This window comes from Pirellulales bacterium, from assembly GCA_019636335.1.
Taxonomy (GTDB): domain Bacteria; phylum Planctomycetota; class Planctomycetia; order Pirellulales; family JAEUIK01; genus JAHBXR01.
In genome coordinates this window covers 115,783-128,487 of record JAHBXR010000011.1, presented here as the reverse complement: position 1 = coordinate 128,487, position 12,705 = coordinate 115,783, and the positions used below count along the sequence as shown (strand labels likewise).

Sequence of the window (12,705 nt, the reverse complement as noted above, 5' to 3'; positions counted from 1 at the left end):
ATGAGTGTGAAGATCGTGTGAGTCGTGCGCCAGCAGTTCGCGCGAGAGTTGCTGTGCGGCTGCCGCGCGACGCAGGCAAGGACTGATGCAACGTTGATCCCGCTCAGCGTCGCATTCCTGCAACTGCGCGCAAGCCAGGAGAGGATCGATACTCCGCTCAATATTCGGGGATCATGTGCCCATCGTCGGGGGCCGCCAGATCCCACCAGGTCGAGAATTCGATCGTCTCGGGCAGGAATCGGGCCGAGCCATCGCAGAGGCAGATCACCACGCCGCCGGGGTGAAAGCTGTATGGCGTGTAGAAGTTGTTGCCGTTGATGAAGCAGTCCCCCGCCGCCGGGGCCGTTTGCACGTGGGGATCGATCGAGTAGAGCATCTCGCCATTCACCCCCGCCCAGGTGCCGGCGTAGTAGTTCTGCTTGCCGATGGCTTGCTTACCGGCATAGCGCTCGGGACGCCCGGCCTCTTCGACCAGCAGAATCGTGTTGGACAAACCGTCGGTCACTTGGCTGAGCTTCAGCGGTTCTTCGCGCTCGAAGCCGGAGATCTGGGGGAACACGGCGCGAAACACCCCTTTGCGCCGCGTTTGATCGCGGTCCATGACCACGCGAATGCCGAAGTAATCGGTGGCTTGTCCCATACGTCCCAGGTCGGGCGTGCCCAGCGAATAGAAGGAGAGATTGTTGATGATCTTCATCGAGCGATCCCCTGGCGTCGAAGGGCATTGATAGATCGACACCGGCAGGTTGACGAGCGGCTGGTTCACCAGGTGATCGTAGCCCTGCTCGTAGTCGTAGATGCCTTCGATCGCACTCTGCTCGAGGTAGGGCAGGATCAGAGTGAAGAAGCCATTCACGACCGAGCCGCGATTGCCGATCGTCTGATCGTCCATGATCTTGAATTCGTAGCCCGCGGGAAAACGGCTGCGCGAGTCGACGAAGTTGTGTACCCCCAGACCGATCTGCCGCATGTTGTTCAGACAGCTCATGCGACGGGCCGCTTCGCGCGCGGCCTGCACGGCGGGCAACAGGAGCGCCATCAAGATGCCGATGATCGCCACGACCACCAGCAACTCGACGAGCGTCAGCGCGCGGCGCGGTGCCGAGCGAGGGCAATCGCTCCTGCGAGGCGCAAGGCGTCGCGAGAGCATCCGACGCGTGCCATGACGCAGACATGCAAAAAGCAGCAGCATGTCCGCACCATAGCAAGTGCCAACGTTTTCCTTCTAGTGGAACGCCGCGCATTATTCGTGCGTGTCGCATTGCGCGCGCCGGTGTCGTTGAAATCAACATCGAGTGATGAGCGCAGTGAGCGCTGCTTGCACCGCGGCGTAGGGGCGCGTCGCATGACCGGCGGAAGCTGCGGTCGGGCGCTCTTCGCGCGCTGCGCCCATGCCGGCGGACAACGCAATCTCTCTTGGCAACACTCGGAGCGAAGCAAGTCGTAGCGGCGCGTGCGCGCGCCATTGTGATCGACAAGGGTGTTCAGCCGTGCGACACCGTCGCGGCTCGCGCGCCCGACGATGCATCGTGGTGAGCTGGAATAAAAGAGGCACAGGCGAAACGCCTGTGCCTCTTCATGAATTCTCGCTCAGTAAAGTTCGCGAAGTAGTCTTACTTCGCACCGACAAGCTGCGCCTTGCGCTCGGCCACGATCTCGGTCTGAATCGAGGCGGGCACGCGGCGGTAACGGGCGAACTCCATGGTGAAGGTGCCCTGACCCTGCGTCATGCTGCGCAGGTCGGTCGAGTAGCCGAACGTCTCGGCCAGCGGCACTTCGCCTTCGATCGTGGCGAGGGGGCCCTTCATTTCGGTCGAAACCACCATGCCGCGGCGGCTGGTCAAGTCTCCCACGACCGAACCTTGCGCGGCCGAAGGCACTTCGATCTCGACCTTCATGACCGGCTCGAGCAGGGCGGGCTTCGTCTTCAGGAACGTCTCGCGGAAGCAGTTGCGGGCGCACGTCTGGAACGCCATGTCGGAGCTGTCCACTTCGTGGTACGAACCGTCCTCGAGAATGCACTTCACGCCCACGATCTGGAAGCCCGCCACGGGGCCCTTCTTGATCGAATCGCGGAAGCCCTTCTCGACCGAGGGGATGTACTCGCGCGGCACGCGACCGCCGACCACCGTCTCCTCGAACAGGAAGACTTCTTCCGAGTCCTCGGGGAGCGGCTCGATCTTGCCCTTGATGTGCGCGAACTGACCGGAACCGCCCGTCTGCTTCTTGTGGCGGAAGTCGTACTCGGCCAATTGGGTCGGGGCTTCGCGGTAGCTCACCTTTGGCGCACCCACCTCGACCGCCACGCCGTATTCGCGACGCATGCGCTCGACGTAGATCTCGAGGTGCAACTCGCCCATGCCGGCGATCACCGTCTCGCCCGATTCTTCATCGGTGCCGACGACGAAGGTCGGATCCTCACGCATGAAGCGCTGCAGGGCCTTGCTCATCTTGTCGGCGCCGTCGCGTGTGGTCGGCGTGACGGCCATCTTGATGACCGGCTCCGGCACGAACATGCTCTCGAGCGTCCCGTACTTGTGCTCGCTCGCGAAGGTATCGCCGCTCGCGCAGTCGATGCCCATCACGGCGACGATATCGCCGGCCGAGGCCGAATCGATTTCCTCGCGCTTGTCGGCGTGCATCCGCACGACGCGGCCAATGCGGCTTTTCTTGCCGGTGCGCTGGTTGTAGTAGGTTTCGCCCTTGGCGATCGTTCCCTGATAGATCCGCATGAACGTCAACTGGCCGTGCGGGTCGTCGACGATCTTGAAGGCCATCGCCACCGAGGGTTTCTTGGGATCGGGGTCGAGCGGGAACTTCTCGTCCGGCTGATCGTACTTGCGGGCGGTGACTTCGCGCTCCAGCGGCGACGGCAGGTAACGCACCACCGCGTCCAGCAGGCACTGCACCCCCTTGTTGCGATAGGCGGTCCCCATGAACACCGGGGTCAGGTCCTGCTCCTGCACCGCCGACTTGACGATCGGATAGATCAATTCCTCGGGAATGGGTTGCTCGGCGAGCAACATCTCCATCAGCTCGTCGCTGTACATGGCCAGCGTCTCGAGCATTTGTTGACGCGCGGCGGCGACTTCTTCCTTCATCTCGGCGGGCACTTCGGCCTCGCGGACGTCGGCGCCGTCGTTGCCATCGAAGTAGACCGCCTTCTGCGTGATGAGATCCACCACGCCGAGGAAATCCTGCTCCTTGCCGATCGGCAGTTGCATCAACACGGCGTCGCAATCGAGCTTCTCGTGCAACTGCTGGATCACGCGGTGCGGATCGGATCCGGTGCGGTCCATCTTGTTGATGAAAGCCAGGCGCGGCACGTGGTAGCGCTTCATCTGGCGGTCGACCGTGATCGACTGCGACTGCACGCCACCCACGGCGCAGAGCACGAGCACGGCGCCATCGAGCACGCGGAGGCTGCGTTCCACCTCGACGGTGAAGTCGACGTGCCCCGGCGTATCGATCAGGTTGATGGCGTGGTCGTCCCACGTCACGCTCGTGGCGGCGCTGGTAATCGTGATCCCGCGCTCCTTCTCGAGCTCCATGTGGTCCATGGTGGCACCTTCGCCGCGCACCTCCTGCATGCGGTGAATGCGGCCGGCATAGTACAAGATGCGCTCGCTGAGCGTCGTCTTGCCCGAGTCGATGTGAGCGGAAATCCCAATGTTACGCAGCTTGCTCAAGTCCATGGCTTGCATCTTCTCAACGAGATCGATAACGAAACGAACGACACCAGCCCTGTGCCCGCGCGGGGCAGGGGTTGTTTGGAGCAGGGGATGCCAAGTGGCCGCACAACGGCGACGTGGCGTGTAGCGCGATCCGCCCTGACCGGTTGCCACCGAGCGGGACGCCTATTATCCCCGCCAAGCGTACAGGGCGACCCGCGCAGGCGGGGCCTTCTGCGACGGCCCCACCGGTATATTCCCGCCAGGGCGCAGCTCTAACCTACCTATAGTAATCGATTTCGCCGTTTAGCGAAGGGCGATTTTGCAAGGTTCACCGAGACTTTACAACCAGACTGCGAAAAGCCCTCTTCATGCTCTCCGCCCAACCCCGTTTCGCCCCCCCGTTGCTTGACTCATCTCTTTATCGAAACTAGCGTTAGGTGCCATGAATCGAGAACCACAAAACCACGCTGGCGCAGGGGATCGCTCGGCCTCTCCGGGTGATTCTGCTGGCACGCCGCCGCCAGCAGGACAGTTGGACGAGAGCTCTTTAGGCGGCCGAGCGGCGCTTTTGGCGCGCCATCCCTGGCTCGTCTTCGTCCTCCCCTTTGTCGTCTACATGCTGGGCAACTCTTTCGAGCCGACGCCTCCGAGCGGGGCCGGAGAAGAAAAAGCCTGGTTCGACCTGGGCATCGAGTACCGTTCCTACCCGCTCATCTACACGCTGAAGATCGCCTGCACGCTGGTGGCGATCGGGTTCGTGTGGCCCGGCTACAAGCAATTTCCCTGGCGTTTAAGTCCACTGGCCCCCCTGGTCGGCGCGGTGGGGGTCCTCGTCTGGATCGCCTTGACACACCTGGCGCTCGAACCGACGGTGCTGGGAGCGGTGGGGCTCGACGGCCTGATCGACGCCGGCCGGCGCAGCGCGTTCAATCCTTTGGTCGAGCTACAGCATCAGCCCGCCTGGGCGTGGGGCTTCCTCGCCCTACGGTTTTATGGCCTGGTGGCCATCGTCCCCTTGATCGAGGAATTCTTTCTGCGCGGCTTCGTGATGCGTTTCGTCGCTGCTGCCGACTGGTGGAAGGTCCCTTTCGGCACGCCCCACCTGTTGGGCATCGCCTTGGCGACCGCGGCGGCCGTATCGATGCACCCCGCCGAGATCCTGGCCGAGCTCTGCTGGTTCTCGCTCGTCACCTGGCTGATGATCCGCACGCGGAACATCTGGGATTGCGTGGTGGCCCACGGCGTGACGAACGGGCTGTTGGGCCTCTACGTGGTCGGCAGCCATCTGGCCGGCTACGACCAGTGGCACCTGCTATGACAAGTCCGTCCGGACGCCGACTCCCGTAGCAGAACGCCCCCTCACCACTAGCCACTGACCCCTGACCACTTCATCAAGCGGCCTACAACGGGCGGTCGCGGAGCGGGTTGCGCTGGGCACTGGGACCAGACGGCCTAGCCGGAGCGGGCGTGGTCTTCGCGTTGTTCGCGGACGCGGGAGCCCCTTTTTCGTCGTCGAGCGTGTCGCGATAAGGCTCGTTGGCCTTGTAGAGGGCGAGCCGTTCTTCATAGCGTTCGACCACCTCTTCCGGCGCGAGCTGGATGGCCTTCTCCTGGTTCTCGATCGCCTTGTCGAACTCGCCCGCGTTGGCGTAGGCCGCCGCCAGCGTGTCGAGGTAACGGAAGTCGTCCGCTCCGTCGAGCTCGATCGCCTTGACGGCGGCATCGACGGCCAATTGGGCGTTGCGATAGCGCTCGTCGCTGCAGGTGCCCATCAGCCAGGCGGCACTTTGATAGGCGCGCCCCAGGTTCGGGTCGATGCGGATGGCCGCACGATAGTCTCGCGCGGCCTGATCGAATTGCCCCAGATCGGCGTACAGATCGCCCCGGTTCGTATAGGCCGCGGCGTTCGACGGCTCGATGCGGATGGCCTGGGTGAAATCGTCGACGGCCTTCTGGAACTGGCCCAAGCGGTAGAAGGCGTGCCCCCGGCTGTTGAAGGCGGCGGCGTCGACCGAGTTGAGCTGGATCGACTTGTTGTAATCGGCAACGGCCGCTTCGTATTCTCCCTGCTCGTAGCGCAGTTCTCCTCGGTTGAACCAGGCGTTGGCGTAGTTGGGCTTGAGCTTGATCGTCTGATCGAAATCGGCGATGGCCCCCTCGAAGTCCCCCGACATGGCACGGCTGACGCCCCGGTTGTGCCAGGCCTGCCAGCGCGTGGGATCGAGCTCGATGGCCTGGTCGAAGTCGGCCGCGGCTTCCTGGTCGCGTCCGTCGGCCGCGCGCACTTCGCCGCGGCGGTTCAACGCCCACGACATGAGCTGCTTGGTGTAGTTGAGGTTCTCTTCGCCGGTGATCGTGGTGAGACCGTTTTCGCACAGCGCGAGGATGGCGTTGTAGTCTTCCTCGGTCTTGGCGGTCTTGCTGATGCGGTGCGCCTCGCGCACGGCGTCGGCCCCGACGGCGCCTTCCTGGGACGAGTTTTGCGCCACGGCCGCCAGCGTCCAACACAGCGACAGGCAGCCCGCCATCGCCGCGACGCGCCACGCCTTGATTCGACCTGCCATGATTCGGTCTCCTGATCGTTCACGCTAGGTTGGAGTTCGGTTGGTTGCGTTCCCCGCGCAAGCTCACCGAGAGACATTAACCGTGCGGTTCGGTCATGCTCCAGGGGTCGAGTGCCCGTTCGAGCACGTCGGGAGCGAGAATGTTTTGTTCCAGGCACAGCTCGCGGATCGTCTTGCCGGTTTTGAAGGCCTCTTTCGCCAAGGCGGCCGCTTTCTCGTAGCCGATCAGCGGATTGAGGCTCGTCACCATCGAGAGGCTCTTCTCGACCGAAGCCGGGCAGGCCTCTTCATTGGCCTCCATCTCGAGGGCGCAGAAGTCGACGAACGCCTGCGTGGCCCCCGCCAGGATGGCAATGCTTTCCAGCGTCGTATGCCCCATGACGGGCATCATGATGTTCAACTGGAACTGGCCACCAGCCGCGCCGCTGACGGCGATCGTCTGATCGTTCCCCATGACCCGGGCCGTGACCTGCATCATGCTCTCGCACATGACTGGGTTCACCTTGCCGGGCATGATCGAGCTGCCCGGCTGGCGATCGGGCAGCTTCAGTTCGTAGAAGCCGCAGCGCGGGCCGGAGCCGAGCCAGCGAATGTTGTTCGACACGTTGAACAGCGTCGTGGCGATCGTGCGCAGTTGGCCGTGGCACTCGACGAGCCCGTCGCGCTGCGCGTTCCCCTCGAAGTGATTCACCGCCTCGACGAAGGGAATACCGGTCTCGCGCGCCAACTCGGCCGCCACGCGCTTGCCGAACTCGGGATGCGTGTTGATACCGGTGCCGACCGCCGTGCCCCCCGCCGGCAGCTCGAGCACCGCCTCGATGGCGCGACGCGCGCGGTCGAGCGACAATTCGATCTGTCGCGCGAAGCCGCCGATCTCCTGGCCCAGACGCAACGGCGTCGCGTCGGCCAGATGGGTGCGACCGATCTTGATGATCTTGTCCCACGCGCGCGCCTTGTCTTCGAGCACGCCCTGCAACCGCTCGAGCGCGGGAATCAGATCGTTCTTGATCGCCAGCGCGACGGCCACATGAATGGCCGTGGGGAACATGTCGTTCGTGCTCTGCCCCATGTTCACGTGATCGTTCGGATGAACCGGCTTCGCTTGCGAGAAGCGATCCCCCCCCAGCATCTCGATCGCGCGATTGCTGATCACCTCGTTGGCGTTCATGTTGCTCGAGGTGCCCGAGCCGGTCTGGAAGACGTCGATCGGAAACTCGGCGTCGAAGCGACCGTCGTACACCTCGCGCGCGGCCTTGAGCAAGGCTTCGACCTGCTTGTCGTCGAGCGGGTTCTTGCCCGAGCCCGTCAACTTGCCCAGATCCCGATTGGCGACAGCGGCAGCGTATTTGATGAGCCCGAGCGCGCGGATGAGTGGCGTCGGCAGGGGCCATCCAGAGACGGGAAAGTTCTCGACGGCGCGCTGCGTCTGGGCGCCATAGTACGCATGCTTGGGGACGCGCACGTCCCCCATCGAATCGTGTTCAGTGCGGAAGTCGGTCATCGCGGCAATTGGTTCGTGTGTGGGTTCGGCAAAGCTGCACAATTTGGGGTCTGGCGGCTAGATCATAGCGGAATCTGCCGGGTGGACAAAGATCGGCTCGCCGGACTATCGGACCTCGAAACGACTTGTTTTCCACGCACCTGGTCGTCAAATGACCAGTTAGGGCTATACGTGCTACGAGATAAGAACAGACGCTCACAACAAAAGTGGCCCAGGTCGCCGGCCTGTGCTGGGTACAGCTTGCACTCGTATGGCATAAGCCGGCGGACGGGGCCACTTCTCTGCTTGTTGAGGCTGTTACAATAACGCGGCCTCGGCCAGTTCGCTTCTTTGCCCCGCACCACGGCATAAAATCCTCCTCATGGACCCACACGATCGTACGAAGACCTACTGTATCGTCGGTGCGGGATCATCGGGCCTGACCGTTGCCAAAAACATGCTCGAGCGCGGCATCGCGGTCGAGGTGATCGAGCGCGAGGACGACGTCGGCGGCAACTGGTACTTCGGCAAGCCCGCCAGCAGCGTTTGCCGCTCGACGCATCTGCTCAGCTCGAAGCGGATGACCGAGTTCACCGACTTTCCGATGCCGGCCGAGTACCCCGACTACCCGGGCGTAACGCAGGTGTGGGAATACCTGCGCGATTACGCGCGGCACTTCGATCTTTACCGCGCGATTGAATTCAATCGCGCGATCGAGCGCATCGAGCCGGCCGGCGAATTCTGGGACGTCGCGTTGTCGGGGGGCGAGCGGCGGCGCTATCGCGGCGTGGTGATTGCCAACGGGCACAATTGGGATCCGAAATATCCCGAGTATCCCGGCCACTTCGACGGACTCGTCCTGCACTCCGCGCAGTACAAGACGCCCGACGCGATCCGTGGCAAACGCGTGCTGGTGGTGGGGGCCGGCAACTCCGGCTGCGATATCGCCGTCGAGTCGGCTCAGAACGCCTCCCAGACGTTCCATAGCTCGCGGCGCGGGTACCACTACCTGCCCAAATACTTTCTCGGCCGCCCTTCGGACGAATTGGGCGAACGCCTGTTGCGCTGGCGCGTGCCGCTCGCCGTGCGGCGCACCGTGGCGAGCGTGTTGGCCAAGATAGTGCTCGGCAGTCCGCAAGACTACGGCCTACGCAAGCCCGATCACAAGCTGCTCGAAAGCCACCCGATCGTCAATTCGCAGATGCTCTACTACGTCGGGCATGGCGACATCACGGTGAAGCCCGATATTGCCGAGTTGGCCGGCACGCACGTGCGCTTCACGGATGGCAGCGAGGAGGCGATCGACGTCATCGTCTACGCGACCGGCTTCAAGATCAGCTTTCCCTTCATCGATCGCGCGCATCTGAATTGGCACGACGACAAGCCACTGTTGTATCTGCACATTTTTCATCCCCGCTACGACAATCTCTTTGTGGCGGGGCTACTGCAGCCCGACAGCGGACAACTGGGGCTCGTCGACTACCAGGCCCAATTGATCGCCGAGTACGTTGCCGCCCAAGAGCGCGCGCCGGAGCGTGCCGCACGTGTGCGGCAGATCAAGGCGGGGCCGCAGCCCGATCTCGGCGCCGGAATACATTACGTTCATTCGACTCGCCACCTGCTCGAGATCGAGCACTATACTTATCGCCAGCACATCAAGCGGTTGATGCGCCTGCTCGTTTCGCACGCGGGCAAGGAACCGCAACAGGTGTAAAGAAGCGCTGTATTGGTGCTTGACATCAAAGTGGCACAGGCCGCCGGCCTGTGCAGTTTCAGTATTGAACGCCGCGACATGCTCCACTCATGAAGTGAGCTGACACTCCCAATGCACAGGCTGGCAGTCTGTGCCACTTTGATTCGGAACTTTGCAGAGACGGTCCATGAAACTTGTCAAATTCCAAACCAGTGCCGGCATCAAAACAGGGCTTTGGGAGAACGACGCCATCGTGCCATTGCGTCTGGAGCCAGGAACGCCCTTCGCCACGCTCGCCGACATCCTCGAAGCCGATGATCCGGCCGCCGCCGTTCACGAACTAGTCGATCGTCGGGCAACGCCTTATACGACCGCCGAGATTGATCTGCTGGCGCCGATCGATCGGCAGGAAGTCTGGGCTGCCGGGGTAACCTACTTGCGCAGCCGCGCCGCGCGGATGGAGGAATCGGAAGGGGCCGCCCGCTTCTACGACCTCGTCTACGAGGCGCCGCGTCCCGAGTTGTTCTTCAAGGCGAACCCGCATCGGGTGGTCGACCCCGGCGGCGCGGTGCGCATTCGTCGCGACGCTGCCTGGAACGTGCCCGAGCCCGAACTGACGCTGGTGCTCAACTCGCGGATGAAGCTGGTCGGCTTTACGATCGGCAACGACATGAGCTCGCGCGATATCGAGGGAGAAAACCCTCTCTATTTGCCACAGGCGAAAGTGTACGACGGGTCGTGTGCCCTGGGCCCCGCGATTCTGCTGGCCGACGACCTGCCGAAACAGACCGAAATCAAGCTCACCGTCCGTCGCCAGCGCGAGGTGGCGTTCACCGATACGACGAACCTGGGGCAGATGGCGCGGACGTTCGACGATCTCATCGGCTGGCTGGCCCGCGACAATAGCTTTCCGGAGGGAGCCTTTCTGTTGACGGGCACGGGAATCGTGCCGAAAGACGATTTCACCTTGCTGCCCCAGGACGAAATCGAGATTACGATAGAACCCATCGGCACGCTCGCGAACACCGTCGTGCAAGGCTGAGCGGGCCCGCCAACCAAGGACTCCCATGCAAGCAAATCGTTATCGGTGTGGTCGGTCGTTTTTTGAGACGCGTGCCTGGCACACGATGACCTTTGCCTTGGCATTGTCCCTCGGCGCGCTGGGCACCGGTTGCGGCAAGCCGGCGGCGACGGAATCGACACAGGCAACCGCAGTCGCCGAAACGCCTGCCCCCGCGGCCGCCCCGGCGGCGAACGTCACACCAGAACCGTCGATGCCTGCGGCGCCCGTCGATGCGCCAGCAATCGAGCCGCCTGCTGAACCGGTGTCTGCCGAAGAACCATCCGCACCCAGCGAACCGGCGGCTGCTGACGCGGCGGACGATTCCTGGGAGGTCGGCGCCGAATGGGACGAAAAGCTCGTCGCCGAGCCGGCCGACTTCGGTGGTTATGGTCTGCGTGTGCCGGTGGGATTCACGGAAGCGGCCCGCGGTTCGGATCGGCCCGATTCGCCGCAGCCCTTCATGATCGGTTATCAAGGCCCGGCGCAAGAAGGCGCCACGCCCGCCGTCATCGCGGCGACATTTCATCCGCCGAGCCAGCAATACCCGGCTCACGATGCCATGCTAGCGGCCATGTTCGCGAATATTTCGACCACGTGGCCCAACTCGGAGCGGCAGAAGACCGAGCATGGCAAGATCGGCGATTTCCCCGCTTCGCGGATGGCCTATCATGCGACGTTGCCGAACGAGCAGTCGATCGCGGCCGTGGTCTATCTGATCGACGATGGCGACCGGCGGATCGTCTTTCAGGGGGTCGCCAATCCCACGTCGCCCGATTATCCGCTCGAACTGATCGATGCCGCGATTCGCACGTTCGCCAAACGGGCCGAGCCCGAGACGCCGCCGAACTAGCAGGCTGCTGAAAAAGTCAGCAGCCTGCTAGGATCGCCTGGATGCGATCACAAAATAGCGACGGAAGTCGTTCTTTTGCGAGCGGTGCGGAGTTCAACTCCGCACTTCGCGAGGCTGAAAAAGGCCACGACGGACCTTTTTCAGCAGCCTGCTAGCGCGGGTCGTCGCGGCGCGGCGCATCGGCCGGACGTTCGCCCAGCAGGAAGTGCATCAGGTCGCGCGTGCCGAGCATCCGCGTGGCGTTGAACAACTCGCCCGCCGTATAGCCGGCGGCAAACCCCAAGGTCAGTGCCACCGCGCGGATCCGCTCGTGGATATGGGCCTTCTCGGGCGGAAACTGCGTTTCGTAGCAGCGCACGCTCTCGAGCTTCGTCTCCAGCGTTTCGCCAATATCGACCACCAGATTGCTGCCGTGCGACATCCCCTCGGGCGAACCGAACGCCAGGCTGTAGTAGAGCTGGGCCGAGATCGTATGCACGGGCAGGCCGGCGAAGTATTCGTCCCACTTTGTCAGCCGTGAATAAAACACCGCCGCATCGGTAATCTGCATCGCCTGCCAGTGATCGGGCGAGTTCATCGGCGTCTTGTCGCCGAAGCCCAGCACGACCCGGGGACGATAGCGGCGGAACTCCGTGGCCAGCGCCACGCGCGCTTCGAACGAATCGAAGAGCCGGCGGTTGGGCATGCCAAGGTTCAACCGCAGTTGCACGCCCAGCACTTCCGCCGCGCGGCGAGCTTCTTCCAGACGCACCTCGGGACCCGGCGAACGGGGCGTCGGTTCGCCATCGGTCAGATCGATGATGCCGACGCGATATCCCTGACGGACGAGCCGCGCGAGGGTTCCGCCGCAGGCGATCTCGACGTCGTCCGGGTGCGCTCCCACGGCGATCACGTCGAGTCGCTCGACCGTGTTACTCGCAACTTCGCTGGCCACGATGGATGCCTTCTTCAATTGTTCGGATGAGCGGAAGCGATCACCTTGCCCATGCTGATTCGCTCTTCGACCAGGTAGCCAAGCTGCTTGTAGAATTCCGCGGTCGCGGCATTTGACGCAACGATCTGTAGGTTGATCTTCGTGCAACCGAGAAACGACAATTCCCGTTCAAGATGTCGCACCAAAGCGGTACCCAACCCCTGGCGTCGCGACTCGGGCCTCACGGCCAGCGCATAGATCCAGCCGCGGTGTCCGTCGTAGCCCCCCATCACCGTGCCGACAATGCCGTGATCCTCTTCTGCCACAAAGAAGAGCTCGCGCTGCAAGACAAGTTTCTGTTGGATGATATGAGATGGTTGATTGTGGGGCTGTGGATACGAAAACACCTTGGTCCACAAGGCGCTCACTTCGGCTTCGTCAGACTCTTGGAAGGGGCGAATTCTCATC

General features: G+C 63.0%; 10 protein-coding genes. 4 read left to right on the top strand and 6 right to left on the bottom strand.

The window, feature by feature from the left end:
- Positions 1-157: 157 nt before the first annotated feature.
- Positions 158-1,192, bottom strand: coding sequence for a DUF1559 domain-containing protein (locus KF708_12845; protein ID MBX3413571.1), 1,035 nt, complete (start codon positions 1,190-1,192; stop codon positions 158-160).
- 421 nt (positions 1,193-1,613) lie between these two features.
- The gene (locus KF708_12840) at positions 1,614-3,695 is read right to left on the bottom strand and encodes an elongation factor G (protein MBX3413570.1); all 2,082 of its coding nucleotides are present in this window, start codon (positions 3,693-3,695) and stop codon (positions 1,614-1,616) included.
- Positions 3,696-4,242: 547 nt separating this feature from the next.
- Between KF708_12840 and KF708_12835 the strand changes: the two genes are divergently transcribed.
- A complete protein-coding gene (locus KF708_12835) occupies positions 4,243-4,992 on the top strand; it encodes a CAAX prenyl protease-related protein (GenBank protein ID MBX3413569.1) in 750 nt (249 codons plus the stop codon).
- Positions 4,993-5,074: 82 nt separating this feature from the next.
- Here the strand turns inward: KF708_12835 and KF708_12830 are convergent, their stop codons facing one another.
- Both KF708_12830 and KF708_12825 read right to left on the bottom strand, forming a co-directional pair.
- Complete coding sequence (locus KF708_12830) at positions 5,075-6,238, bottom strand: tetratricopeptide repeat protein (GenBank protein MBX3413568.1); 1,164 nt, start codon at positions 6,236-6,238, stop codon at positions 5,075-5,077.
- 76 nt (positions 6,239-6,314) lie between these two features.
- Positions 6,315-7,739: a class II fumarate hydratase gene (locus tag KF708_12825; GenBank protein MBX3413567.1), complete on the bottom strand. Its 1,425-nt coding sequence runs from the start codon at positions 7,737-7,739 to the stop codon at positions 6,315-6,317.
- 361 nt (positions 7,740-8,100) lie between these two features.
- Here KF708_12825 and KF708_12820 point away from each other — a divergent pair, with 361 nt between their 5' ends.
- The 3 genes from KF708_12820 (at position 8,101) to KF708_12810 (ending at position 11,324) form a co-directional block, all read left to right on the top strand.
- The gene (locus KF708_12820) at positions 8,101-9,432 is read left to right on the top strand and encodes an NAD(P)-binding domain-containing protein (GenBank protein ID MBX3413566.1); all 1,332 of its coding nucleotides are present in this window, start codon (positions 8,101-8,103) and stop codon (positions 9,430-9,432) included.
- 166 nt (positions 9,433-9,598) lie between these two features.
- Positions 9,599-10,453, top strand: a complete 855-nt coding sequence (locus KF708_12815) for a fumarylacetoacetate hydrolase family protein (GenBank protein MBX3413565.1) — start codon at positions 9,599-9,601, stop codon at positions 10,451-10,453.
- Between the two features lie 97 nt (positions 10,454-10,550).
- Positions 10,551-11,324, top strand: coding sequence for a hypothetical protein (locus KF708_12810; GenBank protein MBX3413564.1), 774 nt, complete (start codon positions 10,551-10,553; stop codon positions 11,322-11,324).
- A gap of 151 nt (positions 11,325-11,475) precedes the next feature.
- Here the strand turns inward: KF708_12810 and KF708_12805 are convergent, their stop codons facing one another.
- Complete coding sequence (locus KF708_12805; protein MBX3413563.1) at positions 11,476-12,276, bottom strand: PIG-L family deacetylase; 801 nt, start codon at positions 12,274-12,276, stop codon at positions 11,476-11,478.
- Entirely contained in the window at positions 12,273-12,704 is a 432-nt protein-coding gene (locus KF708_12800; protein MBX3413562.1) for a GNAT family acetyltransferase, read from the bottom strand. Before KF708_12800 ends, KF708_12805 begins: the two co-directional genes overlap by 4 nt.
- Position 12,705 lies beyond the last annotated feature (1 nt).